Genomic DNA, 25,855 nt, shown 5'->3' with positions numbered 1-25,855 from the left:
TATTGTCTCCAAAAGCGAACCTCGATTGGAGTCCTGTTTATAAACTCGACAAGACCTTAGTAGGGGATCTTGTCAGTTTTGTTTTCCCACTCTTTAAATACTGCAAGAGCTTCTGTGTGACCACACTGAATCATAGGGACTTTGCGGTCTTTGATGTCTTTAGGAATTTCCTGATAAAGGAAATCGTCATCGAATTGGATGTCAGCAGCATCTTTGCGAGTGTTTCCGTAATAGATCGTAGAAATACGTGCCCAATAAATCGCAGCCAAGCACATAGGACAAGGCTCACAGCTGGTGTAGATCTCAGCACCGTCCAAAGAGAAGTTTTTAACGTTAGCACAAGCATCACGGATAGCCGAAACTTCAGCATGCGCCGTCGGATCGTTGGAAGAAGTAACTTTGTTCCAACCTTCACCGATGATCTTTCCATCCTTAACAATGACAGCCCCAAAAGGACCACCAGCGCCACCTTGCATATTTTTTCTAGAGAGCTCAACCGCTCGAATCATGAAGTCTTTATTCATAAGGGAGCTGACCCTATCAGAGTCAGCTTTGGAGTCAAGCCTGATCGCCCGAGTGCACGTCAAGTTACTGAGTCGCCTTCGCCTTGGCTCTATCTTCTAACCAAGCAAGATTAGCCTTATCGACTTTTACATTTTTCATTAGTAATTTAGCATCCACCCAGCCATCGTTATGTGCAGCCTGCCAACCCGCGCCGACGCTATTAATAACTTTTAAGGCCTCGCGGCAATTCTTCTGCTGAGTATCACCTTTGGGACAGATTTTTCGATATCCCGCAATGACAACCGAGTGGTAACTCGGGTTATTCGTTCCGCAATCAAGTACACAAATTCCATCTAGAATAACAGGCTTCTTCGATTGCAAGATTTCCTTAATCTGAGGAACTAAAGCTTCTCCATTTGCCACTTTCTCCTGCTGAGGAAAAAGCCTAACTTTTACGCTGTTTTTATCTGGAAGAGAGATCCCATTTTCACTGCACGATTTCGGATACAAAAGTGCATTCAAAGCTTTCTCATAGGTATCCTCTTTAAATGCTTGAAGTACTCTCGCCTGATCATTTCTAAGGTTAGGGTCCACCAACTGATCATCTTCCAGCTTGATGCCTTTTGATACTGTCTCGACGGCTGTCGCATAAAATTTCGACGCGCATGTATCACATTTATCATTTAAGGATTTTCTATAGCCTTCGTATGCCGACTTCAAGTCATCCCAAATTACTTTTTGCGCCCTAACTGCATCGTTTGCTGTCTCTACTGGAATTTTTGAAGCAATTCTCTGAAGTGAAACGCATTTCTCCGTCGGCATCATAAACATTCGAGTAGCATAGCTCAGAACTCTTCCACCCGAGCCTCCTGGTTTTAACTGCTCATAACTTTCATCCATTTTTGGTAACGCCTCCGGAGGTGCATCAACCGCATAGCGTGCTATACCCAATGTGGAAACTCTTTTTGACTCCGGCAAAGCCGAACAATCTTTTATCGATCCTTGCTTGCACATCTCGTAATTTAAAACCGTAGCGGCGGACGCTGCGAAGCAAATTCCAAAAGTATCGATCGTAGTTTTCGGCGGAAGAGATTTTTGAGGTAATTCATATGGATTCTTTTGATCTTCGTCTTTTTGAACCCAAGAAGCGGTAGTGGCCCAATCCGATTCGACAGGAGCATTCGCTGCAAAGGTAAAAACCGGAATAGATAAAAGAAAAGCCAGGATGTATAGCGCCATATCATTCATGTTCTGCAATTTAAGAGTTAATTAATAGTTTAGTATCCAAAATCAGGACCAAGGTTGTGGATATGAATCTTGATTAACTTCTCATTTTAGCCGAATAAACAAAGTGATGCGAACCACGCTTCTAGCCCTATTTTTATTTCTATTTACGTTTTCAGCTCATGCTGGAAGTGAGGGAATTACATTTAACCCAAGGGGTACATCAGTTACTCAAAGAATCTTAAGTTATAAAACATACGAAGACATTCGCATCGATTCAAATTTAGATGGCAAAACAGATGAGTGGTATTTACGCAAAGGAAATATCGAAATTCGCGTTAGCTATAGAAACGGTAAATCACACAGTTTAGCAATTTCCAAAATTGAAAATAAACGCTTCGAACTAAAAAGATACGAGTCGAAAAATGGAAAGTTTATTTTAACTCAGCATCTTATGCGACCCGCACTAACTATGTATGGAACACCCGATGAATCTACTTGCGACAAAAATGAACTATTGGCTGCAAAAATATTACAGTTGAGCCAGGATGTTTCCGCAATGGTAGCTTCTCCTAAAAGCTGCGAAATGAAACAGTTTCCTGAACTCAGCAAGAACATTCAGGCCATCTTCAAAACAGCACCTACAGAGGGAGAGCTAATTGCAAATTGCCTTCAAGAGGCCAAAGGTATCGAAAGTATTGATTTGAATCTCGTTGCTTCGAAGCTGCGTGCGGCATACGATAAAATTTCATCAGGTCAGTCAAATAGTATTATATCGTGTCAGACCAGCACCACCGGTGAGTTTCACGGACAAACCCACGAAGATGGCAGTATCGCTTTCGTAATTCCAAACTCATCTAAAGACCCCGTCATTAATGGGAGTAAACTTGAGCCTCTGCTTCATCACGAACTTTTGCATGCTGCCGGAATTAAAGATGAAGATCTCGTTAAAAAAATGATTAAGGCCTGTCAAGAAAATGGAGAATTCAATGCTGCAAGCAACGAAGCTCCTACGCTAACTCCCGAGAATCAAACAGGTGTTTTAAATAATTTAGGAAATGGGACCGCCGTTACAAAAACAAGTGATGGTAAAACGGTCGGTGAATCCACAACTAAAAATAATCCTAAGAAAATTGACAGAAGTGTCGCAAGCGCAGCAGCAAAAGCCGGCAGTGGGTTAGATATGAAATCCGAGATTGCTAACGCAGAAAAAATCATTCCCTCCGCTGAAAAGCTAAACGTAGCTAAGGTCGACAAATCCCCTACTGGAAAAGAACAAGCACTTCGAGATAGCGTTCAAGAAAGTGCTCCGGTATTCAGAATGGCGAATCAGGCGATGGGCATCAGCAATACTCCTGCGCTTGCAGACTCACCAAGTTCAAATTCTGGATCCACATCGTCTTCGTCGTGGTCTTCGTCACCGTCATACACTTCTGGTGATTCAGAAACAGGATCGTCATCGCGCGGTTCAACAAGCTCTTCATCCGGCCAACGATATCAATCCCGTTACGGTCGCTATCAATCTAAATCCAACGGTGGAGTTGGGGCTGACGAATACGTAGCAGAAGAAATTGATTTAACGAAAAATACTGAATCCCAGGCAAAGAAAGCCGCAAACACCACGCGAACGCAAGCGTCTCGAACTGGTACATATCAGCCGGCGACTTTGGAGCCTGTTGAACCCTCTCAATCAAACTCAAGAGGCCCCGCATCCGTTGATCCCGAAGTTACAACGGGTAGAAAAAGAACGGGTTCAGCTTCCAATGGCGACATCGGAAGCGGCGGAGGATCCATCGCAACCGGTAGCGCTGGGGGCTCCGCAGATCTCAGCATAAGTTCCAATTCTGGTGGCGGAGGCGGCACCCAATCGGCTCAAAACCGATCTCGTTCAGCGGCTACCGCAAGCCGTGGCCCGGCCTCAACAAATCAGCAAGGCAGCCCTGCGCAAAGGCAGGAAATCATGACGACTTTAACAAACAACGACTATGTTTTAACGAAGCGAAAATTGAAAGATCCAAGCTTCTTAAACGAGCTTGAGGCCAACAACGTCAAGGTCGTCGACGGGAACGGCAGCAGCTGGGGCGCAAAATCCGGGACCACTATCTATTACGATGACGGCAACCGTTTCATACGTCAGAGGTAGTTCCCTCATATTCTAGAAATTATTAATCCAGATAAAACAAATACTTAAGTTGTTCCCAGACCTAACCGATAAACAAAATGAAGTCGCTAGTCTTTAATAAGGAGATTCATTTTGTTTGCGAAGGGTAAGCGCAACAAATCAATGGTGCTGTTAATCGTGGGAACCTTTTGGGTTGCTTACGTAGGCATTACTGCGACTCAATTTTACTTCAACGTTGCGGAAATGACTGAGCAAGTGATTGAAACAAAACATGCGCAAATGACTTTTGTCGAAGACAGTCAGATCTCCGCGCTCGTTGGCGAAAACACTGATCTTGTAAAAGCCAATCTCGACAAAGCTCGCGAACTAAATTTAATTCATTTCTATATTCTGCAAAAAGGTTCTGACGTTGTTAGTTTCCATAACAACAACGGCGATGCTGAAACCATCAATGCAGACTATAAAGTTTTTAACGAGATTTTGGCGACAAAGAATATCGCCTTCAGAACAATTAAGATCATGGATTACCGCCTGACAGTTGGCGTTTTCCAAAATAAAGCCCGTATCATCATGCAAACTGCATGGGATTATAAAGGGATGATCTTGCGTGACCTGGTTTCGGTGACAGTATTCTTGTCATTGATTGTTTGGCTGTTCTTAAAAGACATTATCGATCTAACAAAGATCCTGTCCTCTCGCGACCGCGAAAAGATGACAAAAATCCGCTCCCTTTCTAGGGAAGGCGCGACACTTCTGCATGCGGCACAAACTTACGAAGCGACACAAAAAACTCTGGCGTACGAGAACAAAGTATATACCGAGACTTTGACTCCCGCGATTGTTCACGAACTGAAGTCCGGCAGAAAAGCACCTTATGCATTCCAGACCTCTATGGTGCGCGTGGACCTAAACGGTTACACACAAATTTTCCTGGATAAAAAGGATGAGTACGTAAGCGACATGATGAATCAATACTTCATCCGCTCTCGTGAAATCATCGAACGCTATAATGGTTTGATCTATCAATACGTGGGGGACGAAATCGTATTCCACGTTAAAGAGTGCCAAGGCGTGAATTCGCAAGCAATGTCTCTGGCCTGTCTGCGTGCGATCTTTGAAGTGGCCCAAGATATTGAAGATCATCTTCCCGCGGGAGCAGATCACTATTTTAAAGTAAAAGGTTCTTTCGTTATTGGTAAAATCCGCTTCGTTCCCCAGGATTCTGGTTACGGACTTTCTGGATTGCCACTTATCGAATCTGCACGATTATTAAGTCAAGTCGATGAAAAAGCCAAAAGCTCGATCACCTTCTATAGCGAAGCAAGTTCATCCGTAAATGATCTTTGCACGATCGCCGAGACGAAAAGCACAATGTTAAAAGGTTTTTCGACACCAGCAACTTTGTGCAAAGTAAATGACTTTACCTCGATTGACAGACTCTTGGGTCGTCATCAACTTGAAAAGCTTACTTACTATCGCAGTGATAGCGATTTGATTTGCATCTATCGTTTCTTGGAAAAGTCTTTGCAAGAAAAAGACGAAATCAGTTTCTTCCGCGTGTTCTCTGTTTTGAAAACTTTCAAAGTAAATCAAACAAGCCTGCAACAAGTGGCTGGCTTTGAAAAACTTGTGGAAACTGCATACAAGCTGAATAAGCAAAAAGGCATCTCAGATAAAGTTCTTGCATCCGTCGTCTCTTTGGCTTCGAACTTGATCCCACATGCTTTCGTTGAAAGTTCGTTGCTGGCAGTTCTTGAAAAATGTCTTGAGCACAAAGACCCACGCACGCAAGCAAACACGATCATCGTCCTTGGCGACCTTGCTCGCGATGTTAGCTTCCTCCGTCAGTATATCTACGCAAGTCACAACCGTGTCTCTGCAGATGCTTTGCTGGTGACGGGTAAGCAGAACTTTGATTCTGAACTCGCGAAAAAACTTTTTGAGTTCCTAGAATCAAAAAATCCACTGTTCCGCGCAAGCGGTAGCTTTGTGGTCAAGCACTTGGCTGACCACTACAAATCAACGGATCCAGTCTTCTTTGAAACGAATACGGATCTTAAAAAGCTCCTTAAAAAAGCAGCTTAAAAAACCTTTCCGCGAAAGACCCAATTCTAGGAATTGGGTTTCTAAAATCGGAACCGAACCCTCCAAATCCCATATATATGACCTGAGTGCCGATTTCGGACGGCAAGCCCTTTGCTTTACCCCTTATCAACCGGACATCCGGACAACAAAGGAGCAAATCAATGAAGCTAAAAGCACACTCATCTAAGGTAATTTTTTATCTTAAGGATGCGATCAAAGAAGCCATCCTTGGCGACGAAAACAAGTACCGTGAAAAGAATTGGGATATGCACCCATCCCTTGATCACGCAAATTCTAAACACTATTTGTCTGTGGGAGTTGATGGAAGAATCAACTATAGCTCTGGGCAAGCAAATGAGATGCTTGAGTACCGATAACTCAAGCAGCTTTTTTACTATGCCTTTTTTAGGCGAGAAGAAATCCAAGGCCAAATCATCGGAATCAAAGATACGCCGATCACGCCAAAGATCACGATGTGGAAATTTCTTTTTACCACTGGCAAGTTTCCAAAGAAATGTCCCGCCAGGATAAAGATAAAGACCCAAGCAATCGCACCAATCACATTGTACGAAATAAACTTTCTGTACTTCATGCTACCGATACCCGCCACAAATGGCGCGAATGTTCTAACAATCGGTGCAAAACGAGCGGCCACGATAGTGAAAGCTCCCCATTTGTCATAAAAGTTTTGTGTATCGATCAAGTATTGCTTTTTAAAAAAGCGGCTGTCGATTTCAAAGACCTTGGGACCGAACTTCTTACCCAAGTGATAGTTGACGGTGTCACCCAAGATCCCGGCAATCGTTAAAGAGCCCAACAAAATCCAAAGATTCAAACCGCCCTCGACCGTCGTCAATGCACCCAGCGCAAACAACAAAGAATCCCCAGGCAAGAACGGCGTCACAACCAAACCTGTTTCACAGAAAATCACCAAAAACATGATCACATAGATCCACGGACCAAAATACGCCATCCACTGAACCAAATGCTGATCAAGATGCAAAATAATATCGATAAGGTGAGACATAGAGTTTCCTTTTTAAATTCAACCGAGCATAACAAACCGATTGACGGTCCCCAAAGAAAATTTATGCTTTTAGTACGAGGGGACATAAATGAAACAACTCATCATCATTCTTACTGCACTGTGGTCATTATCAGTTCATGCGGCGCCAGCTGTTTCCGAGCTTCCAGAGGACGCTTGCGACAGTTTGAAATGCACAAAAGTTATGAAATCCATTCTTTCCGGATTCAACAACACTCCACATGCAGTCAGCCTGGAGCCAGCAGTCTACAGTGGTGGTTGCTATCATCTGGGAGATCTAAATCCTGACCACGAACACTTTGCCGAGTTGATGATTGATCAATTGGATAACGGGACAACTTACTTCTCCACAATGTTTGCTTACTTCTATCCAGAAAATCCTTATGCAAACTGGGATCTGACAAAAGGACGTCAAGAGGCTACCGACTACGCCAGACAGAACGCTCGCATCCAAGAAGGAAGCAACGCCTCACGAGTGGTTATGACTAACTCTGAAGGAGGCCCCGCGATTGTCTATTACATGCGCCAAGACCCCGTAACAAAAACGATTTACTACATCACGTACGGCGGTTTCGGGCCGCAAAGTACAAAAATCTTTTGTACGATGAACAAAAATCTGTAGTTGGATTTATTTTTTTTCTGATAACCAGGTCAAGGTCTGATTCTCGTAAAAACTACGGTCAAGAAGGACCTTGGCGTCTACCCAGCCGTCATCGGTATAATTTTTTTGCCAGCCAGCACCCCATGGGTTTTGCACCCTCACCCGATCAACACACTTGCCTTTCGAGTTACAGGCTTTACTGAACGCCGTCACCACGACCGAGTGGCCATAGCCTTTACACTGTTCGATTTTTTTTGCTGTAAGTGGTTCCTGCGCGCAAAAATCAAATACGACGGGCTGGCCTGTTGACAGGATATCTTTGATCTTTTCTGACGTTTCTTTGTAGTTTGATTTTTTACCCACAGACGGAAAGATATTTAATTTCCAATCTCCCTTTAGACTTAGCTGCTCCTTAAAATCCCAACATTTATCAGGAACCAAAGCCTTATCCAAAAATCTTTCATAGGTATCTTCAGAGAACGCCTTAAGCATTTCTTCTTGAGGAGTTTTTATTCCGCAATTTTCCACTAACTCTTTTGATTTTTCAGCGGCAAAAAGATCTGCGGCTCTCTGGCCACTTTTCTTTTTGATTTTTACATATTCATTATAGGCTTTGGTAAATTTGTTCCAGATTTCCGATTCGATTTTTTGCGCCTCTTTTAAATCTGAAACGCTCGATGTGAATTGATCAAACGGAGCGCAGGTTTCGCGTGCAATCCCACCGGAACCGATAGCATTTTGCAAAGTCAAAGCCGCATTCGATCCACTGATATTCAAACCTTCATAATTAAAGCGATCAGTTCGGTCTTGATCTTCCGGCAATGTTTTGCCAAATCGGGAAAGATCCAAGGGAGAAACTCGATCCTTTTCGGGCATCTCGGCACAGTTCGCGATTTTTCTTGCGACACAATTGGCTTGATCAAAAAGGGCCGCGGCCGTGAAGGCATAGCAGATCCCCACGGTGTCTTGTGATCGCAGAGCTGGCATACTGATAGGATTTTTTGGAACTTCTGAATCTTTCTCCATGGAATATTCAGAATCCACGATTTTGAATCCCATCCATGCTTTAGCCCCTGGGCTCACAAGATAGGTCAGTAATCCAAGCGCTATAAACAGTCTCATAACTATATGTTAAAGGAAAAATTTACTACAGAGGAAGGGCCACAACACAATCTTGCCAATAGACCAGACTTGCGATGTTCAGAAATAAAAAAAGCGATCACTAAGGATCGCTTTTTCGTTTTTTGCGTCTGCATTCAGCTTGGCTGTCCAGCAAACAAATGGCGGAGAGTGAGGGATTCGAACCCTCGAGCCCCGCGAAGGGCTGCCAGTTTTCAAGACTGGTGTATTCAACCACTCTACCAACTCTCCGTCGACCGTTCTATGGGTTTTGACGTGAGTTATCAAGCGGTTGTTGTAATGACGCACAGCATATTTAAGACCTACACCGGCTGTGAGGCCCTAATCACACTATTTGATTTCGGTTTTACCGCCCATGTACTTTTGAAGCGCCTTTGGAACTGCGATTGAGCCATCTTCACGTTGATAGTTCTCAAGAATCGCCACCAAAGTACGTCCCACCGCCAGGGCAGAACCGTTCAATGTATGAACGAACTGAGGCTTACCACCAGCAGAACGGAAGCGGATATTTGCACGACGAGCTTGGAAATCTTCAAAGTTCGAGCATGAGCTGATCTCGCGGTAAGTGTTTTGACCCGGAAGCCATACTTCAAGGTCATGAGTTCTAGCAGATCCGAAGCCCATATCCCCCGTGCACAAAAGCATACGGCGGAAAGGAAGCTCAAGATCAATCAGAACTTGCTCTGCATGAGACGTCAAAGCCTCGTGAACTTCATAAGACTTATCAGGATGACAGAAAGTCATAAGCTCAACTTTGTCGAACTGATGCTGACGAATCAAACCCTTCGTATCGCGTCCGGCACTGCCTGCCTCAGAACGGAAGCAAGGGGAGTAAGCACAGAAGCTTTGTGGAAGATCTTTTTCATCCAAGATTTCGTTATTGTAGTAATTTGTAACTGGAACTTCCGCTGTCGGAATCAAATAAAGATCAGAACCTTCCAAATGGAAAACGTCTTCTTTAAATTTCGGGAAGTTACCTGTACCCGTCAAACTGTTTGAATTCACCATGAATGGCGGAATCATTTCAGTATAACCATGACGAGTAGAATGCATATCCATCATGAACTGAATCAATGAGCGCTCAAGCTGAGCCGCCGCCCCCTTAAGGAAAGCAAAGCGAGTACCTGTAGTTTTACCAGCGCGTTCGAAGTCGATGATGTTTAGCTTTTCACCAAGCTCCCAGTGCTCTTTTGCTTTGAAAGAAAACTTTGGAATTTCACCCCAAGTTTTAATAACTTGGTTTTCTTTCTCAGAAGAACCAACCGGCACAGAAGAGTGCGGTTTGTTCGGCATCACAAGAGCCAAATTCAAAACTTGTTGGTCTGCTTCAGAAGCTTTTGTTTCAAGATCTTTTACGGAACCTTTGATTGTTTCCACTTCTGCCAAAAGCGAGGAAGCATCTTTGCCTTCGCGTTTTAGTTTTCCAATCTCGCCGCTCAATTTATTTTGATTGGCTTTCGCAGTTTCCGCCTGAGCGATCATCTCTTTGCGCTTTTTATTAAGCTCCATGATTTGATCCAGGATTTCCGGAGTACCACCACGATTGATCAAAGCCTGCTTATACTCATCGTAATAAGAAGCTCCATTTTCAGCTTTTTTTTCCAGAAGTTTAATATCGATCATTGTTCAGAAGTCCTCGGTTAAGGTGCGACCAGTATATACATTCTTAAAAGCATCCCGACAAGGACGACAATCAAATCAAAAATTAAGATTTGCGCAAAACTCCACTGGGAAAGGAGTTTCATGATAACTGCCATGACAACAATCGTCGCGAAAATCAGAGCGAATGTTCCATAGCCAATCAATTCCTGACCGATCAATGCCAGAGTCATCCCGACAAAGAAGCCTGTGATCAGTCGCAAAGAAATATGCAAAACTGTCATCGTCGTGGATTTTACGCCCTCTTGAACATTATTTGAAAAACTACTTAGTTTGTCGCCGATTCCCATGATGGCATCCTCCGTAAACGTCCCGTACTCAGTGTTAATTGCCGAGTCTATTTAACTTGTTTTCTATTTCAGCACGATCTGGAGCATTTGGGGAGAGGCCTAAGTATTTATTGTAGGCCTGTGCTGCGGAGCGAATATCACCCTTGATCTCATAGATCGCCCCTTGTTCCCGATAAATTTCCGCATAACCACTTTCACGAGCCGCAGCCAAAGCAAGCATGTCTTCTGCCACTTCTAAAGATGCTGACTGACGATAACACTGGGCCGCCCTGACATAAATATCCGCCCCTTGAGGACGAAGTTTCATGGCCTGGGAGTATTCCCCTGCACACTCTGTGAACTGTTTGCGAGCCGCATACACTTCTGCCGCCAGGATGTATGAATCCGCGATATTTGGATTTAGCTTCTTTTCCATCTTCGCTGCTTCTACGGCGCCATTCAAATCACCCGAAGAAAAGGCTGCTTTACCAATGTTGTACCAGGTCCGAGGGTAGTTCGGGTTCGTGGCCTGAACACGTTTAAATTGTTTGATCGCATCATCATAGCGAGCAGTTTCCAAATACAATTTTCCCGCTTGGAATAAAGCTTCACCATCAGAGGGATCAAGAATCGCCGCCTGAAGGAACGCTTTCAAAGATTTATCGTTAAGTCCCAAAGCCTTATAGCTTTCACCAAGACCCAACCAACCTTTTTTATTCCGCTGATCGGCCTCGACGACTCTTTCATAAATATCTTTGGCTTGATTCCAGCGATCCTCCGACTTCATCACCTCTGCCAAAGCAATACGGTAATCTAATGTATACGAGAATCGTTTTATCAATTCATTAAGGTACGTAATGCCGGAATCCACACCATTCGTGGCTGCCAACATTTTTGCATAAGTGATTTGCGCTTCTGGATTCGTTCCATCAACCTCAACAGCTTTCGTTGCAAAGCGAACGGCATCTTTTCCGGCGATTTCTTTCCGCTCAATTTCCTTTTTATTTAAAGGCATGATCGATAGAGCCAAAGAGCCGTTTGCTTTAGAAAGCAAAATATATGTTTCGATGTCACCGTCATACGCTTTCAACGAGCGCATGCCGTAATTGACGGCTCCAGCCATATTGTTTTTACGGAATTCTAACAATGCCAATCCACGCAAGACTTCATAGTTATTTGGAGCGATACGAATGGCATTCGTTAAAACAGTCGTGGCTTTTGCAAAGTCAAAACGCTGAGACAGATAATCAGCTTGAGTCACATATGCAGAAACCAGTTTCGGTTCAGCTTTAATAGCTTTGTTAAGCCACTCAATCGCTTCGAAACTTTGATTTAATTGCCACAATGCTTTTGCCGCTTTTAGTGCTGCAGTTCCATTCTTGGGATCCGATTCAAAAGCCGCTTTAAATTCTGCTTGGGCCGCAAGATAGTCACCTTGGCGCACGTATTGGTCACCCAAGAACAGAATGTCGCTGGTCTGATTTTTACCACCAGAAATTTTATCCGAACCACCCAGGCGCAACACCAACTGACGAAGACCGCCGTTGTTCGGGTTCAGTGCAAACGCCTTTTGGGCCATGCTTAGGGCCTTTTTCTTTTCATTTCTTTCAACGTAAATTTCAGCCAGAACCTGCAAGCCTGTCGACTCGACGATAGGGGAAACCTGGCTTTTTGATTCCAATGCTGCACTTAAGAAGCTAAACGCAGAATCCGATTTTTTAAATCCGCGATACTCCGTGATGCCCATCAAAATCTTGGCTTCACGATGCTTAGGATTCTTGGCCAGAACGTTTCTTAAAACTTGCGATGCCTCATTGTATTTATCAACAGACATATAAAGCTTACCCAACATGACTTGTGGATGAAGCCATTTGTCCCACATCTGGCTGGCTTTTTCAAAATAGGGGACTGCGTTGTTATAGTCTTTTTCCAACTCTAAAAGCTCCGCCTTATACGTATAAAGAATCGGCACCAGAGAAAACTGCTCGGGGCTTTCCAAAGTCGCTTCAATATTACTGCGGGCTTCGCGGAATTTACCAAGCGTTAACAGTTTAACTGCCTCACACACGCGACCAAATGGACTTACGACATTGATGGCGCGAGTAGACTGCGTCACGGCGGAGATGGTTTTGAAATCCTGGGCATCTTGTTTTGCAAATGGCCAAAGCTCTCTGTAAACCACACATAACAATCCACGCACTTCAAGATTTGAAGAGGAACCTTCCACGATAGAGACAAGTTTATTTTGCGCATCCAAGTACGATTCAAAAGTATCGTACTCCATTGCAACCAAGGCTTCGTTCAACTTCTTTTTAACGTCAGCATCTGACATCGGAGATGACTGCTTGGCTGGAGCTAAGAGATGAATTTTATCTCCGCGCGCAGGTCCGTCATCCATCAACAACCAAATACCAATAAGAATGACAGCGGCAAGCCCCAATAGTGGCAGCTTTAAAGTTTTTACGAGCTGATCTTTCTCCATGTTTTTCAAATTTGAAAGATCAATGACGGTCGCTTTCGCATCCGTTTTTGTTTTATTTGAAGAAATAGTTCCCGGAATAGTCACGGGCGCCACTTGCGATGGGACATCATAAATATCAATTTTTCGACCCGCATTGGGATCGACTTTGATATTCGCCAAGCTTTCTTTCGTTGGACCACCAGGAATGGTCGACGAAGAATTTGTTTGGCCAGACGGTGGTTTCATTATCACCGTTTCTGCTTCCATCTTTTGAACTTTTTTTGGATCGACGTCGACAACACCTTCAAGTGCTTCGAGCAACTTATCATAGAACGCAGGCTCTTTAGAAATCTGTGTCCACTGACCGTCAGGCAATTTCGAAATCATCTCCTGACCCGAAAAAACACCCTCACCAATCATGCGAAGAATGGCTTCCGTAGAGTAAGGGCCTTTAACTTGCCCACTGCGTGTTCGAACTACCCAGGTGATTTGTATGCGAGACATAGATGCTTAATAATACTGGCTTTTTTGTCAAACAACCAAGCTCCCCTGATTCCGATGTCTCACTCTGTGCTTTAGTCGGGAAACTGGTTCCAAAGTTGAACTGCAAACCCATATTGGAATTACCTCTAGTTCCGATTTGAGTGCGGATCCCCGGCGGAGTTGCCATCAAATCAAGCACGTTCGAGATGAGGGCTGTCTCAATCTGGCACAGACCTTGCTCTAGGGAAAAGAGTCTTTTAGTTATTTGGGGGAACCTCTCGTGATTAAAAATGCTTTGATTGCAGTATACATCCTACTAGTCCTTGCGATTTCCGCAGTGGCTCGTGCTGGTGTATTACCAAACAACGCAGTCAACGGCGATGAAATCACTGGAACAGAATCCTCAAACTACAACTATCAGACACGTGTAGGTGAAGTTGCGGTTTTGGCTGATGGAACTTTCGTTTTAGTTCTTGATGCACAAAACACAATCCTTCTTCAATCCGACTTCGATCTTACACCTTTCATCGGTTTCAAAGTTATGATTAGCGGTATCGAACAAGAGCATCAGCTTGCTCCCGCATATGGAAGTTATTCTGTGGATCCCCTCCCTGGAATGGCTTCTGGGAATAAGACGATTGTCTTCGTAGTGTTCGGTATCTCTGAGGTTACTCAGTAATCGTAAAGGTCTCAGCCCCAATCCCCTCCGTGGGCTGAGATCATTTTTTTTAGTCCTAACAGGGTCAGCATAAATCCCCTCCTTGCTGGCCCTTTTTTTTGCCTTTTTTCTGCAACTAGAGATCCTTGAACGAAGATTCATCGAAATCAATTTGTTCTACCCGTCGCTGCGGTCGGCACGTCATCGTGACTCATCGGCGCCGGCTTTGCCGGTTCGCGCATCCATGCGCCGCCGAAGGCCTCTCTTCGGACGGGCAGCTCAAATTGCTTCCGCTGAATTTTGCTGGGTTTGTTGAGACATGTTCAAACAAATGGGCAGAAGAGGGGGTTTATACGATTGTCGGACTTTTTTTAAATGATTAGATTCCTGTGGTTCTATGGGAGTCTTTGGTTGTTCGTGGGATTCCATCTCTTTTTGATAATCTTTTAAATGTTTAGTTGGTTTGTTGATTCTTGGCTGTACCATTTAGTTGGTGGATAGAGCTAATTGGGTTCTTTTGGGGTTGGCTGGGGTTTGTTTCTTCGTTGGGCTTCGTTCTCGGCAGGACGAAGCAGATTTTCTTTTTCAACGGCCAGTTTCTTTGGTTGTTGAGTCTTCTCCGGTTCGCCGCATTGCATCTATTGCTGCAGCTCCTACATCGATTCCTTCTAGTGCAGTCGTTGCTTCTGAAATTAAAAGTTCTTATCGGATGCGAATGATTACATGGCTTCGCAAATCGGAGCATAAGCATGCAGAACAGATTGGGTCACGGTCAGTGTCATCTGAGAATATTGGGAAAAAGTTTAAACTTCGCGATTCTTATTTTGAATTTAAAGTCACCAATCATCACAACAGACCGCTTATTTTTGAGAATCGTGTAAGTTATTTGCGATTTCATTTTTGTGATCATAGTGGAGTGGCTTTGCAGAATCTATTTAATACCGGAACAGCGGGGACATTCTATTTCCAAGAAGGTCACGTGGTGGCTTTGCGGTCGATTAAGAAAGAGCCGTTTTGTTCGATAACGATTCGTCGAAAAGATAATATTCAAGAAAAACTAAAAGTCAGTTACTCGGTCATCGAGAAGAAAGCTGATTTTCGTCAGCTACCAAATTTCACTGGCGTTCGATTCTGGTACGGCAACAACTCGCCAGGTGAAATTGTTCAGGAGATTTCTTGTTACACTCCGGTCATCAATCCCAAACAGACTGAATATGACAGCCTTACGGGGCAAGATCTCGCTTATGCTTTTCATATGAATTTAGCTTATTAAAAATTGGGGTGACCAACAGGACTTGAACCCGAAAAAAAGGCAGGATTTTTGATCCTGCCTTTTTTGATTTAGATTTTTGAGTTGGGGCTACTCTTGGCGGCGGATTTTTGCGCCTAAGCTTGAAAGCTTGTCTTCTAGTTTTTCGTAGCCACGGTCCAAGTGGTAGATGCGGCTTACTACTGTTTCGCCGCTTGCGACCAGGCCGGCTAGGACTAGGGAGGCTGAGGCACGTAGGTCAGTTGCCATTACTGGAGCGCCTGTTAGTTGGCCTGGGTTTCCGCGGATGACGGCTACTCTTGTTTTTGGAGTGATGTCAGATCCTAGGCGGCAAAGTTCTGTTACGTGCATGAAGCGGTTTTCGAAAACCGTTTCTGTGATCACGCTTGTGCCGTTTGCAACAGTCATCAAGGCCATGAATTGGGCTTGAAGATCTGTTGGGAACAATGGGTGAGGAGCCGTCGTCACATCGACCGCTTCCCATTTATCAGCAGGGAATACAGTCATTGTGTCTTTTGTTGTTTCGATTTTGAAACCAGATTCGCGCATTTTCAAAATCAAGGCTTCCAAGTGTGCGGGTACACAGTTCGTAACTGTTACTTGGCCTTTTGTGATTGCACCGGCGATCAACAAAGTACCCGCTTCGATACGATCTGGCATGATCGCGTGTTTTGCTGGATGCAATTTTTCAACACCTTCGATGCGGATAACTGAAGTACCGTGGCCTGTGATTTTTGCACCCATCTTATTTAGGTACTCTGCAAGGTCGACGATCTCTGGCTCTTTTGCGGCGTTTTCAAGGATAGTCACACCTTTTGCAAGCGTGGCTGCCATCATCACATTCTCTGTTCCACCCACTGTCACAGTTTCAAACAAGAATGTTGAACCCTGAAGTTTCGGAGAAGCTGCGTGAACGTAACCTTCTTTTTGTGTGATAGTTGCACCCAAAGCTTTGAAACCGTCCAAGTGCAAATCGATCGGACGCGAACCAATAGCGCAGCCACCGGGTTGAGAAACCACGGCTTCACCATATTTCGCCAGCATCGGCCCCATACACAGGAAGCTTGCACGCATTTTACGAACCAGGTCGTAGGATGCTTCGAAAGATTCAGGCTTATGCACAGTCACGTGAAATTCATCGCCAACCCATTTTGTTTCGCAGCCCAAGCTGTTTAACAATTCAGAAGTGGATTCGATGTCTTTTAGTTTCGGCATGTTTGTGAAAACGTGATTGCCTTCAGCTAGCAATGTTGAAAACAGAATCGGAAGAGCCGCATTTTTTGCGCCACTTGCTGCTACTGTACCTTTAAGTGGGCCATTACCCATCACAACCATTTTATCCATGCTTCACTCCTGCGATAACTCTATCAAGCCCTGAAAGATCTTTCAGTACGCGCACGTTTTTAAAAATATTTAAATCAGAATAATAACTCTGCATTGCAGAGCCTTGGCTCATGCCCATTTCCATCATCATCACGGACTCTGATGACAAGTATGGAGCATACGCCTTGGACCACGATTTCAAAAGTGCTAATCCATTGTCTTCTGCGAATAGTGCAGTAGATGGTTCAAACTTTCTTACGTTCTCCTGCACTGCCGGATCATTGTTCGCAATGTAGGGAGGATTAGAGACTAATATGTCTATCGTGTTCTGTCCCATGAAGTTCCTGCAAGATGCCATTACAAGATCGACATTGGATGCATCTGCATTAACAAACTCCGCCCGATCAGCCAATCCCAGGTTCTGGGCATTGCGTTTAGCAACCGCGATCGCATCAGCTGACACATCTACGGATACTAACTTGGCATTTGGAAGCTCTTTAAGAATGCTAAGGCCCAAACAACCGGTGCCCGTTCCTAAATCAAGGATCGTGTATGGTTGGTCTTTATCTTTGGCCCATGCCAAAACTTCTTCAACGATTTGTTCTGTTTCTGGACGAGGGATCAAAGTTGCCGGGGAAACTTCAAACCGGGATTTATAGAAATCACGGTAACCCAGGATATACGCGACGGGCTCACCCTGACCACGGCGACGAACCAATTCGCGCAGACCCGCCAGTTCGGCTTCGGATAGAGGCTGGTCGAACTTTAAGTAAAGCTGAATGCGCTCAAGCTTTAAGCTGTGGGCAAACAAAAGCTCCGCATCGAGGCGAGGCGTCTCTATCTTTTTATCTTTGAAAAATGCGGTGGTCTTATCGAGTACTTCTTTGAGTTTCATTAGCCCTAAGCAGAGGTCTGTTTTTTAAGAGCCTCTGCTTGGAAGTTAGCAACGAGTGGGTCAATCAGCAACCCAAAAGATCCGCTCATGACTTGATCCAGCTGATGGATCGTAAGACCAATACGGTGATCAGTAATACGTGTCTGAGGGAAGTTGTAAGTACGGATACGTTCTGAACGATCGCCAGTACCGATTTGGTCCAAACGAACATCAGAAGCTTCTTTACGTGCTTTTTCATCTTCAATTTGCTGAAGTTTTGCGTAAAGGATTTGGAATGCACGCTCACGATTGGCAGATTGGGATTTACCTTCTTGGCACTTCACATCAAGACCCGTTGGCAAATGCACAACACGCACTGCTGACTCAGTTCTATTGACGGACTGACCGCCCGAACCTTGAGAACGCATTGTTTCAATACGCACGTCAGACATTGGGATGTTCACTTCTTTGATTTCCACTTCAGGGATCACAGCAACTGTTACGGTGGACGTATGAATACGACCCGCAGCCTCAGTAGCTGGAACACGCTGAACGCGGTGAACGCCAGATTCGAATTTCAATTTGCTGAATACGGAATCCCCAGAAACGGAAGCGATGATCTCTTTTGCTCCCCCGACGTTACCTTCGGAGAAAGAAATGACTTCAACTTTCCAACCTTGGGAAGAAGCATAGTGAGTATAACCACGGAACATCTCTTCGGCGAACAAAGAAGCCTCGTCACCGCCCGCGCCCGCACGAATCTCAAGAATGATATTCTTGTCGTCGTTTGGATCTTTCGGGATTAAGGCGATTTTCAGTTGTTCTTCAAGCACCGGAAGGGCCGCTTCAAGTTCTTTTACTTCTTCACGGATCAACTCGCGCATTTCTGGATCTTGTTCGGCCGTCAGAAGTTCTTTGCTGGCCTTTAAGTTCTCAGACTTTTTCTTGTAATCGCGGAAAGGGACAACAATCTTTTCCAAGTTCCCTAGCTCTTTCATGAGAGCGCGGTATTGAGTTTGGTTTGAAGCAATGTCAGGACGCTGAAGTGACATATTCACTTCTTCGTAACGTGATTCAACTTCTTCCAATTTCGAGAACATGGGGATTGCTCCTAGGTCAGCTGCAAGATCGAGTTGGTATTCAGAAATGAAAATGCGGTTCGAGTAAGGAACCGCATTTCACATAAGAGAGTCCTCCTGATGGAGGTCTGCAATTTACTTTTTGCCGTAACGTTTTTTGAAACGATCGATACGACCTTCAGTATCCATTACACGCTGTTTACCAGTGAAGAATGGGTGAGATGCTGAAGAGATCTCAACTTTAACAAGAGGGTACTCTTTACCGTCTTCCCACTTAACCATTTCGTTAGAGTGAAGAGTAGAAGTTCCCAAGAAACTGAAGTCACAAGAGATATCCTTGAAAACTACAGTATTAACTTTTGGATGAAGGTTTTGTTTCATGACCTGATTCCTTTTAAATAATTTAACCTGTGGGTCTTAAGCTGTAAGGATGTAACACAGGGGTTACCCGCTGTCGAGCATTAATCGCTGCTTTTTTTAGCACCCGAAAGACCTTAATTTACCACAAATAGTTTATAAAATACCTCATAATATCAGTATCTTAGTTAAATTCTCGGGGCCACCCAGTCAATTCCTAATGAGACCCCTTTCGGCTTTAAAACCAGACCTGATTTGCACCACAACCGTTGCCTGATTGAAACTTGTGATTTTCTGCCACCTCACAGATATTCCCTGAATCAAAGAGGAATTTATGAAACGTCTATTGCCTATTTTCGCAATTTTATTGGTTACACAAGCGGCGAAAGCCGAAAAGATCTACTGCTTTTTTACGGAGCCCTTTATTAATCTGACTTATGATTCTGACACCAATCAGGTGGCTCACAGCAGCCCCGGTGAAAATGATCAAACGGGTGTGGCTCAAGTCATCTTTGATAAAGGCGGCAAGATTCAAATTTCCGTCGTGGGAGTTAACAACACCATGGTGATTGATACAACAAAAACAGGCAGTGACGGAATGTCAGATTTTATCTATCCATTTGAAGCTATCATCAATGGCACCTTGTACGGCGGTTGCGAGACTGACCATTTGAAAAAAAAGCTAAGCACTTTGCACGGCTATAGCCAAAAATAGAAATCACTTAAGGGAGCACACAAGCTCCCTTTGTTTTATCCGCAAAGTAAAAACTGCTTTCCACAAATTGTGTTTTTGAAAATTGAACTTCGCCTGCCTGAGGATCAACTATTTTTCGTCAATCAATGGCATAACCACCTCTGTTTCTTAAACGGAGGAGAACAATATGAAGATCCTGAAAATCGCTCTGGGCGCCCTTTTCCTGGGCTTATCAGGTTGCGGAGACAGTGGCGGCGGAAGCGGAACTGCGACAACGGCATACACTATTTCAAACGGTCAGTGTTACAACAACTCACAAGTCGTCGATTACAGCTACTGTACAAATTTATCAAATTACTATCAGGTGAATTCTTACTGCTACAACCCAAGTGGCGTCCGCGTCGATGATGGCTACTGCCGCAGTAACGGCTATCTAAACTTACAACCAAGACAATGCAACGACGGCCGATTCTTCATGCCCCGTCAGGGAAAAATGCACGAAGTAAATTGCCGCAGCAGAAACTGCCGAGACAACCTAATGTTCGACGACCACGGAAAACCCGTTCACTGCCGCTAATTTTAGAATAAAAAAGGGAGTCTTGCGACTCCCTTTAAATCTATTTTCTATTTTCGCGAGCGCAAGCTCGTTATCCGTTTCCGGACATCGCTTTCAAGAAGTCAGCGTTGGACTTAGTGTTACCCACTTTATCCAACAAGAAGTCCATCGCATCGACAACGTTCATAGGTGCCAATACTTTTCTTAGGATCCACAGACGGTTCAAGTCTGCTTTATCAATCAACAAGTCCTCTTTACGAGTACCTGATTTATTGATGTCCATACAAGGGAAGATACGTTTTTCCATAAGCTTACGATCCAAGTGGATCTCGGCATTACCGGTACCTTTAAATTCCTCGAAGATAACTTCATCCATACGAGAACCTGTGTCGATCAACGCTGTTGCGATGATCGTCAAAGATCCACCCTCTTCGATGTTACGAGCAGCACCGAAGAAACGTTTTGGCTTGTGAAGAGCGTTGGAGTCCACACCACCTGACAAGATTTTTCCTGACGGCGGAACAACCGTGTTGTATGCGCGGGCCAAACGAGTGATGGAATCAAGCAGGATAACGACGTCATGCTTGTGCTCAACCAAACGTTTTGCTTTTTCGATAACCATCTCTGCAACTTGAACGTGACGAGTTGGTGGTTCATCGAACGTTGACGATACAACTTCACCTTTAACGGTACGTTGCATGTCTGTCACCTCTTCCGGACGTTCATCGATCAATAGAACGATCAACTTCACTTCTGGGTGATTTGCAGTAATCGCGTTGGCGATTTGTTGCATAAGAACTGTTTTACCTGTTCTTGGAGGAGCAACGATCAATGCGCGTTGACCTTTTCCAAGTGGCGCCATCAAGTCCACAACACGAGTCGTGTAATCGCCCGGATTGTGTTCAAGTTTCAAACGCTTATTTGGGTAAAGCGGCGTCAAGTTGTCGAACAAGATTTTGTCTTTACCTTTTTCAGTTGTCTCGAAGTTTAGAGAATCAACTTTCAAAAGTGCGAAGTAACGCTCGCCCTCTTTTGGTGGACGAACAGTACCTGTCACCGTGTCACCCGTTCTCAAGCCGAAGCGACGGATTTGAGAAGGAGAAACGTAGATATCATCCGGACCTGGAAGGTAGTTATAGTCTGGCGAACGCAAGAAACCGTAACCGTCCGGCAGGATTTCAAGAACACCAGAACCGTAAATGTCCTGACCAAGTTTCGCTGCACGTTTCAAGATTTCAAAAATCATATCCTGACGGCGAAGACCGGCAGCATTTTCGATTTTAAGTTTTGTAGCAAGCTCAGTCAGCTGAGTGATGTTTTTGGATTTCAAATCCTTAGACGATAACCAAGATTTCTCTTCGTCAGTCAGTTGGATGTCTGCCAAATCTACATCAGGCTGTTGTTGAGTTGCGTTTTGATCATCACCACCTGGCTGGTGGTCTTCATTTCTTCCGCGGTGGAAGTCACGACGAGGGCCATTGTTGTGGCGGGGGCCACGGTCTCTGTCGTTACGATCGTTTCTGTCATTTCTATCACCACGGTCATTGCGGTCGCCGCGATTATCGCGGTTGTCTCTATTGCTGGGGCGGAAATCACGACGTTGGTGTTGTTGTGGACGATCTTGTCTTTGTTGTTGTTGCTGTGGAGCTGGCTCTGAAGAACCGGCTGCGGAGGCTTCAGCTGGAGCTGGTGCAGCGGGTGCTTGGGGAGGAGGTTCTGCTGCGACAGGTGCTGCAGTGACTTCTGGTGCAGACTCTACTGGAGCTGCTTCTGCAGACTTCGTGGTGCGAGTGCGTTTTTTAACGACTTCAACGCCTGATGAATCTTTTGGTTCGGACAAACAAATACTCCTTGTGGGATTTAAATAAAGAAAGAAAAGGGAAATACTATATTAGAGATGGTCGACTGGACCTGATATCGTGTGCTTTTCCCCACTGTCCTTGAAATGGGGATATCTTGTCAACGGGAAAAAGGATGTCTTTGGAGTCCTATTTGGATACGACTCACTTTTTACCGACCCGAAAGCTGGCTCCAGTTGAAAGTTTACGAGTTCGACCAAAGCTTCGTCATTTCAAATACTTAGTATCATTATGAGGCGTTTCCGTTCCCTATCTGTAACCATAATAATAAGTATTTTTAGCGCAAGACTCTTAATTTTTCGCCCGCAATTCCGAAAAGTTATCTAGCTACTTTAAGCAATTCCAAGGAGTTAATGTGGAGGACACTGCAAAGGTTCCGGCACCAAGAACCCCTCTAAACCTAGAGGTTTCTTTCAAGCGTAATTATGCGCGTGAGGAAACTAAAGGCACGCTTAAGAATATCAGCATCTCGGGAGCCTTTTTAGAGTTTACAGGTGGCCAAGTGCGCGCCAATGAAAAATTGCACCTTATATTTGTCGTTGCAGGACGAGAGCGCAAGGTTGCCGCTCATATAATTTGGGCAAATTCAAATGGGTGCGGAGTGAAGTTCATGCCCGTGAACAACAGAGACGTTCAAATCGTTGATGATTTGATTTATTTCGTTGAGAACGGTCGCAGTGAATCTCGCTCAGTGATTGATTCGATCTTTAAAAAGGTCGGATAAGTTATCACAAAGTAGCTCGTTGTAGGTTTAAAATAAAAAAGCCCACTGTTGAAGTGGGCTTTTTACTTTTTCAGAGATTCTGTTTCGAATCTCCGGTTTTACTAAGTTCCTACGTGAGTGTTGTCCATTGATTGTTGTTCAAGTTCACGTTGTCTGCGTTTCTTTCTCATCACGATCAAGATTGCAAGACCTGCTGCTGCCAAACCAACTACACCCAAAGCCATAGTTGTGTCGTTATCCATTCCACCGGGAGCTGCTTCCTGGTGCGGTTGATTCATAACCGGCATTGGAGGAGGCGGTGGAGGCGGAGCCATATTTTGGGCCATCTCAGGTGGCGGAGGAGGAGGAGGTGCCATCTGATCAGCTGGAGGTTGCATGTCTGGTGGAGGTGGAATATCAGCAGCTGCCTGTTGTGGAGGAGCTTCTGGCATCGGCGGAGCCTCTGGCATTGCTGGTGCTTCCGGCATTGGAGGAGGCGCTTGAGTTCCTGCTACTTCTTGATGCTGTTCCGTTGGAGCTGTAGCTGCGGCAGCAACTTGGCCACCTTTCCAGTATTGCAATTGAGTTCCTGCAGGCAAACTTGTCTTGGATTCAACAGAGTTGCTTGCCCAAACTTCTTTCCATGCATCTTTATAACCCAAAAGTTCTTTGGAGATTTTCTTAAGATCATCGCCTTCTTGTGCAGTATAAACTTCAGGCTGGATTCCGTTATCTTCGTAGTAAGTAATCAAACGGCCAGAGTCGTCAGCGCGGTGAGGAGAGTTGTAATAAACTTTATCACCTGGTTTTACACCACGAGAGGCAATCGTTGGATTTCCTTTTTTAAGTTCGCCAACTTTTTTGCTGTTGCCATAGATCATCGTGCTGATGCTCTTCAAAGAGTCACCTGGGCGTGCGAAGTAAACCGTGTTGTACCAAACTTTACCAACTTGCCAAGGTGCTGTTGCAACTTTTTGAAGTGGCTTAGAAACTTTCGGAGCTGCAGGCTCAGAGCTTTGATCTACGTATGTAGTAGAAGCCGTGCTTGAAGAATCCGACATTGGTGCTGGCATATCTGGAGTTGTTGGCTCTGGAACAGACGAAGATGCCGTATCAGTTGGAGCACCTGCATCTGGTTGTGGAGCAAACGGGTCTGCAGGAAGATCCGCTATAGTCGGTTCTGCGGGAGCTTCAGCCGGCATATCCGATGGAGCTGCTGCTGCAGTGTCAGTTTGAGTTTCGCCAAGTGCATCTTCTGGAAGTTGGTCGGATGCTGCCGGAGCTGCGCCACCTTCTGCTTGAAGAGCGTCTTCGCCTTCAAGTTTTTCCAAATCAGCTGAATCAAAGTCAGAAGTGACTTCTTCACCAGATTTAGAATCCTTACTAAAAAGGCTGCAGGCACTAAGATTTGCAACCAAACCGAAACACGCTAGTAGTACAACGAGTTTTTTCATCATTTTTCGTCCTTGAGTGATGCTACGAAACATACTGTTTCAGTAAACCGTTAATATCAATCTAAAGCCAAGTATAGAAGGCTGGCAATTATTTATGCTTAGCCTAGACTATGGATTGATTTTTAACTTTGTTCCAAGCTTAATTTTATTTTTGTCAAACCAGCCCTTATTCATCTCCAGAGCGTACTTTGCGGGTTGTGCGCTGGCATAAGAGGGAAGGGATGTATCCGCTAGACCTTTGCCGGACTTCATTTCCTGGACGTCGATTAGTTTTCCATCCTTATTAAAATATCCGATGGAAAGATCAATCATCGTGTCTTTCATCCAAAAAAATCTGGTTTCTTCATTGGAGAAAATAAAGAGCATGCCTTCGTCTTCTCCAAGGTGCGTGCGAAACATCAAGCCCTGCTCTTGCTGTTTCGATGTTGTTGCAACCTCGACAGTTAACGTTTTGTTGCCCACTTTAATTGATTTAGTCGGAAACTTTTCTGCTGCTCCAGAAGTTACAGCAAAACTAAGAATGATCCCCAGAACGAAGCATCTCAAGAGCGACGCCATATCTAACCCCTTTAGTAGAAACAACCATACCCGCCATACCCAAAGCTTTGACTGTATTTAACAAGATGGAGGCTCCAGCAAAAATAATATCGGCACGACCCCCTAGGTGGTACTTGCTTCGCTTTTCCTCGACCGAAGTTTGGGCAAAGACATTCACCCAATGCTCCAATCTCTCTTTGGTAACGAAATAGTTATCAACTTTCTTTTCATCAAAGCCGCCCACCTCAATGGCCACGATTGAAGTTGGGGTGCCCGCAACAGCCAGAATCTGATCCAGTTTGTACTTGCGGAGATCTGGCAGAATTTTTTGAAGCTGTTCATCTATATATAGATTAAGTTTCGCTTGTTCATTTTGGGGAACAGGTTGTTGCGTAACAAATCTTTCAGTCAATCGAACGCCACCCATGTTTAGACTTTCGCCGAACAGGATCTTTTCCCCATGCCCCACGATGAACTCCGTCGAACCACCACCAACGTCAATCACCAGATTGGTTTTAGCAGGGTCGATCACGCCACCGGTTGCACCTTGATAGCTGATGCGTGCTTCGTCTTCGCCAGGAATGACTTCAATAGGAATACCCAGTTCTTTTCCGATATTAAAAAGATCCTGACCATTCTTTGCATCACGCGCAGCCGATGTTGCCATCGCAAGAATTTTATCAACGTTATGCCTATCGATTTCTTTTTTAAACCCTGTCAGACATTTTTTGGCGCGAACAAGTGCATCTGGATGAAGCTCTCCGGTTTTATCCACATCTTGTCCCAGGCGCACGACTTCAACCAAGTCTTTATGAACCTTGGTGATTCCGTTCTTATCACCTTCGGCGATCAGACATAAAAAGGTATTCGTTCCTAAATCAAGAGCTGCGACTTTCAT

The 25,855-nt window shown here is 44.7% G+C and carries 24 protein-coding genes and 1 tRNA gene; 9 read left to right on the top strand and 16 right to left on the bottom strand.

The features are described from left to right. Positions 1 to 56: 56 nt before the first annotated feature. The gene (locus HW988_RS00395; protein WP_181605747.1) at positions 57 to 524 is read right to left on the bottom strand and encodes a nucleoside deaminase; all 468 of its coding nucleotides are present in this window, start codon (positions 522 to 524) and stop codon (positions 57 to 59) included. Positions 525 to 588: 64 nt separating this feature from the next. Next, positions 589 to 1,752 (bottom strand): hypothetical protein, encoded by a 1,164-nt coding sequence (locus tag HW988_RS00390; protein ID WP_181605746.1) that lies wholly within the window; start codon positions 1,750 to 1,752, stop codon positions 589 to 591. Between the two features lie 106 nt (positions 1,753 to 1,858). Here HW988_RS00390 and HW988_RS00385 point away from each other — a divergent pair, with 106 nt between their 5' ends. The 3 genes from HW988_RS00385 (at position 1,859) to HW988_RS00375 (ending at position 6,312) form a co-directional block, all read left to right on the top strand. After that, the gene (locus tag HW988_RS00385; RefSeq protein WP_181605745.1) at positions 1,859 to 3,871 is read left to right on the top strand and encodes a hypothetical protein; all 2,013 of its coding nucleotides are present in this window, start codon (positions 1,859 to 1,861) and stop codon (positions 3,869 to 3,871) included. A gap of 111 nt (positions 3,872 to 3,982) precedes the next feature. Continuing rightward, positions 3,983 to 5,935 carry an adenylate cyclase gene (locus HW988_RS00380; RefSeq protein ID WP_255490129.1) on the top strand — a complete coding sequence of 651 codons (1,953 nt, stop codon included), beginning with the start codon at positions 3,983 to 3,985 and terminating at the stop codon, positions 5,933 to 5,935. Positions 5,936 to 6,096: 161 nt separating this feature from the next. Then, a complete protein-coding gene (locus tag HW988_RS00375) occupies positions 6,097 to 6,312 on the top strand; it encodes a hypothetical protein (RefSeq protein ID WP_181605744.1) in 216 nt (71 codons plus the stop codon). Positions 6,313 to 6,329: 17 nt separating this feature from the next. On the opposite strand, the gene HW988_RS00370 is transcribed toward HW988_RS00375, so the two are convergent. After that, positions 6,330 to 6,962: a DedA family protein gene (locus tag HW988_RS00370; protein WP_181605743.1), complete on the bottom strand. Its 633-nt coding sequence runs from the start codon at positions 6,960 to 6,962 to the stop codon at positions 6,330 to 6,332. Between the two features lie 88 nt (positions 6,963 to 7,050). Here HW988_RS00370 and HW988_RS00365 point away from each other — a divergent pair, with 88 nt between their 5' ends. Further along, the gene (locus HW988_RS00365; protein ID WP_181605742.1) at positions 7,051 to 7,602 is read left to right on the top strand and encodes a hypothetical protein; all 552 of its coding nucleotides are present in this window, start codon (positions 7,051 to 7,053) and stop codon (positions 7,600 to 7,602) included. A 6-nt stretch (positions 7,603 to 7,608) separates the two neighbouring features. On the opposite strand, the gene HW988_RS00360 is transcribed toward HW988_RS00365, so the two are convergent. From HW988_RS00360 to HW988_RS00340, 5 genes are all read right to left on the bottom strand, one after another. Next, positions 7,609 to 8,640 (bottom strand): hypothetical protein, encoded by a 1,032-nt coding sequence (locus HW988_RS00360; RefSeq protein ID WP_220128778.1) that lies wholly within the window; start codon positions 8,638 to 8,640, stop codon positions 7,609 to 7,611. 222 nt (positions 8,641 to 8,862) lie between these two features. Further along, a tRNA-Ser gene (locus HW988_RS00355) sits at positions 8,863 to 8,952 on the bottom strand. A gap of 99 nt (positions 8,953 to 9,051) precedes the next feature. Next, the gene (gene serS, locus HW988_RS00350; protein WP_181605740.1) at positions 9,052 to 10,344 is read right to left on the bottom strand and encodes a serine--tRNA ligase; all 1,293 of its coding nucleotides are present in this window, start codon (positions 10,342 to 10,344) and stop codon (positions 9,052 to 9,054) included. Positions 10,345 to 10,361: 17 nt separating this feature from the next. Next, the gene (locus HW988_RS00345; RefSeq protein ID WP_181605739.1) at positions 10,362 to 10,670 is read right to left on the bottom strand and encodes a hypothetical protein; all 309 of its coding nucleotides are present in this window, start codon (positions 10,668 to 10,670) and stop codon (positions 10,362 to 10,364) included. A gap of 34 nt (positions 10,671 to 10,704) precedes the next feature. Next, complete coding sequence (locus tag HW988_RS00340; protein ID WP_181605738.1) at positions 10,705 to 13,614, bottom strand: tetratricopeptide repeat protein; 2,910 nt, start codon at positions 13,612 to 13,614, stop codon at positions 10,705 to 10,707. 259 nt (positions 13,615 to 13,873) lie between these two features. On the opposite strand from HW988_RS00340, the gene HW988_RS00335 reads away from it, so the two are divergent. After that, positions 13,874 to 14,272, top strand: a complete 399-nt coding sequence (locus HW988_RS00335) for a hypothetical protein (RefSeq protein ID WP_142698491.1) — start codon at positions 13,874 to 13,876, stop codon at positions 14,270 to 14,272. A 472-nt stretch (positions 14,273 to 14,744) separates the two neighbouring features. Continuing rightward, on the top strand, positions 14,745 to 15,524 hold the full coding sequence (locus HW988_RS00330) for a hypothetical protein (protein ID WP_181605737.1): 780 nt from the start codon (positions 14,745 to 14,747) through the stop codon (positions 15,522 to 15,524). A gap of 87 nt (positions 15,525 to 15,611) precedes the next feature. On the opposite strand, the gene murA is transcribed toward HW988_RS00330, so the two are convergent. From murA to HW988_RS00310, 4 genes are all read right to left on the bottom strand, one after another. Continuing rightward, positions 15,612 to 16,865 carry a UDP-N-acetylglucosamine 1-carboxyvinyltransferase gene (murA, locus tag HW988_RS00325; protein WP_181605736.1) on the bottom strand — a complete coding sequence of 418 codons (1,254 nt, stop codon included), beginning with the start codon at positions 16,863 to 16,865 and terminating at the stop codon, positions 15,612 to 15,614. Continuing rightward, positions 16,858 to 17,739 (bottom strand): peptide chain release factor N(5)-glutamine methyltransferase, encoded by an 882-nt coding sequence (prmC, locus tag HW988_RS00320; RefSeq protein WP_181605735.1) that lies wholly within the window; start codon positions 17,737 to 17,739, stop codon positions 16,858 to 16,860. Before prmC ends, murA begins: the two co-directional genes overlap by 8 nt. 5 nt (positions 17,740 to 17,744) lie before the next feature. Continuing rightward, on the bottom strand, positions 17,745 to 18,818 hold the full coding sequence (gene prfA / locus HW988_RS00315; protein WP_181605734.1) for a peptide chain release factor 1: 1,074 nt from the start codon (positions 18,816 to 18,818) through the stop codon (positions 17,745 to 17,747). Positions 18,819 to 18,932: 114 nt separating this feature from the next. Beyond that, the gene (locus HW988_RS00310; RefSeq protein WP_181605733.1) at positions 18,933 to 19,178 is read right to left on the bottom strand and encodes a type B 50S ribosomal protein L31; all 246 of its coding nucleotides are present in this window, start codon (positions 19,176 to 19,178) and stop codon (positions 18,933 to 18,935) included. Positions 19,179 to 19,488: 310 nt separating this feature from the next. On the opposite strand from HW988_RS00310, the gene HW988_RS00305 reads away from it, so the two are divergent. Beyond that, the gene (locus HW988_RS00305; protein ID WP_181605732.1) at positions 19,489 to 19,869 is read left to right on the top strand and encodes a hypothetical protein; all 381 of its coding nucleotides are present in this window, start codon (positions 19,489 to 19,491) and stop codon (positions 19,867 to 19,869) included. A 166-nt stretch (positions 19,870 to 20,035) separates the two neighbouring features. Beyond that, positions 20,036 to 20,425, top strand: a complete 390-nt coding sequence (locus HW988_RS00300) for a hypothetical protein (protein ID WP_181605731.1) — start codon at positions 20,036 to 20,038, stop codon at positions 20,423 to 20,425. Positions 20,426 to 20,495: 70 nt separating this feature from the next. Here the strand turns inward: HW988_RS00300 and rho are convergent, their stop codons facing one another. Beyond that, on the bottom strand, positions 20,496 to 22,244 hold the full coding sequence (rho, locus tag HW988_RS00295) for a transcription termination factor Rho (RefSeq protein WP_181605730.1): 1,749 nt from the start codon (positions 22,242 to 22,244) through the stop codon (positions 20,496 to 20,498). 374 nt (positions 22,245 to 22,618) lie between these two features. On the opposite strand from rho, the gene HW988_RS00290 reads away from it, so the two are divergent. Next, positions 22,619 to 22,987, top strand: a complete 369-nt coding sequence (locus tag HW988_RS00290; RefSeq protein ID WP_142698483.1) for a PilZ domain-containing protein — start codon at positions 22,619 to 22,621, stop codon at positions 22,985 to 22,987. Between the two features lie 101 nt (positions 22,988 to 23,088). Here HW988_RS00290 and HW988_RS00285 read toward each other — a convergent pair whose 3' ends face one another. The 3 genes from HW988_RS00285 to HW988_RS00275 form a co-directional block, all read right to left on the bottom strand. Next, positions 23,089 to 24,423 carry a LysM peptidoglycan-binding domain-containing protein gene (locus HW988_RS00285; protein ID WP_181605729.1) on the bottom strand — a complete coding sequence of 445 codons (1,335 nt, stop codon included), beginning with the start codon at positions 24,421 to 24,423 and terminating at the stop codon, positions 23,089 to 23,091. 105 nt (positions 24,424 to 24,528) lie between these two features. Next, on the bottom strand, positions 24,529 to 24,978 hold the full coding sequence (locus HW988_RS00280; protein ID WP_181605728.1) for a DUF192 domain-containing protein: 450 nt from the start codon (positions 24,976 to 24,978) through the stop codon (positions 24,529 to 24,531). Further along, a complete protein-coding gene (locus HW988_RS00275; protein WP_181605727.1) occupies positions 24,935 to 25,855 on the bottom strand; it encodes a Ppx/GppA phosphatase family protein in 921 nt (306 codons plus the stop codon). Before HW988_RS00275 ends, HW988_RS00280 begins: the two co-directional genes overlap by 44 nt.

The sequence above is a fragment of the Bdellovibrio sp. KM01 genome, from assembly GCF_013752535.1.
Taxonomy (GTDB): domain Bacteria; phylum Bdellovibrionota; class Bdellovibrionia; order Bdellovibrionales; family Bdellovibrionaceae; genus Bdellovibrio.
The sequence above is the reverse complement of the archived record's forward strand: the minus strand, read 5'-3'. Positions and strand labels throughout refer to the sequence as shown.

Bases quoted from the DNA above. Each gene is read 5' to 3' on its own strand.
- HW988_RS00385 (WP_181605745.1), top strand. From the start codon at position 1,859: ATGCGAACCACGCTTCTAGCCCTATTTTTATTTCTATTTACGTTTTCA.
- HW988_RS00365 (WP_181605742.1), top strand. From the start codon at position 7,051: ATGAAACAACTCATCATCATTCTTACTGCACTGTGGTCATTATCAGTT.
- HW988_RS00285 (WP_181605729.1), bottom strand. From the start codon at position 24,423: ATGATGAAAAAACTCGTTGTACTACTAGCGTGTTTCGGTTTGGTTGCA.
- HW988_RS00280 (WP_181605728.1), bottom strand. From the start codon at position 24,978: ATGGCGTCGCTCTTGAGATGCTTCGTTCTGGGGATCATTCTTAGTTTT.
- prfA (WP_181605734.1), bottom strand. From the start codon at position 18,818: ATGTTCTCGAAATTGGAAGAAGTTGAATCACGTTACGAAGAAGTGAAT.
- HW988_RS00310 (WP_181605733.1), bottom strand. From the start codon at position 19,178: ATGAAACAAAACCTTCATCCAAAAGTTAATACTGTAGTTTTCAAGGAT.
- HW988_RS00390 (WP_181605746.1), bottom strand. From the start codon at position 1,752: ATGAATGATATGGCGCTATACATCCTGGCTTTTCTTTTATCTATTCCG.
- serS (WP_181605740.1), bottom strand. From the start codon at position 10,344: ATGATCGATATTAAACTTCTGGAAAAAAAAGCTGAAAATGGAGCTTCT.
- HW988_RS00360 (WP_220128778.1), bottom strand. From the start codon at position 8,640: ATGGGATTCAAAATCGTGGATTCTGAATATTCCATGGAGAAAGATTCA.
- HW988_RS00305 (WP_181605732.1), top strand. From the start codon at position 19,489: ATGAAACGTCTATTGCCTATTTTCGCAATTTTATTGGTTACACAAGCG.
- HW988_RS00340 (WP_181605738.1), bottom strand. From the start codon at position 13,614: ATGTCTCGCATACAAATCACCTGGGTAGTTCGAACACGCAGTGGGCAA.
- HW988_RS00275 (WP_181605727.1), bottom strand. From the start codon at position 25,855: ATGAAAGTCGCAGCTCTTGATTTAGGAACGAATACCTTTTTATGTCTG.
- HW988_RS00375 (WP_181605744.1), top strand. From the start codon at position 6,097: ATGAAGCTAAAAGCACACTCATCTAAGGTAATTTTTTATCTTAAGGAT.
- HW988_RS00395 (WP_181605747.1), bottom strand. From the start codon at position 524: ATGAATAAAGACTTCATGATTCGAGCGGTTGAGCTCTCTAGAAAAAAT.
- HW988_RS00300 (WP_181605731.1), top strand. From the start codon at position 20,036: ATGAAGATCCTGAAAATCGCTCTGGGCGCCCTTTTCCTGGGCTTATCA.
- HW988_RS00345 (WP_181605739.1), bottom strand. From the start codon at position 10,670: ATGGGAATCGGCGACAAACTAAGTAGTTTTTCAAATAATGTTCAAGAG.
- prmC (WP_181605735.1), bottom strand. From the start codon at position 17,739: ATGAAACTCAAAGAAGTACTCGATAAGACCACCGCATTTTTCAAAGAT.
- murA (WP_181605736.1), bottom strand. From the start codon at position 16,865: ATGGATAAAATGGTTGTGATGGGTAATGGCCCACTTAAAGGTACAGTA.
- HW988_RS00370 (WP_181605743.1), bottom strand. From the start codon at position 6,962: ATGTCTCACCTTATCGATATTATTTTGCATCTTGATCAGCATTTGGTT.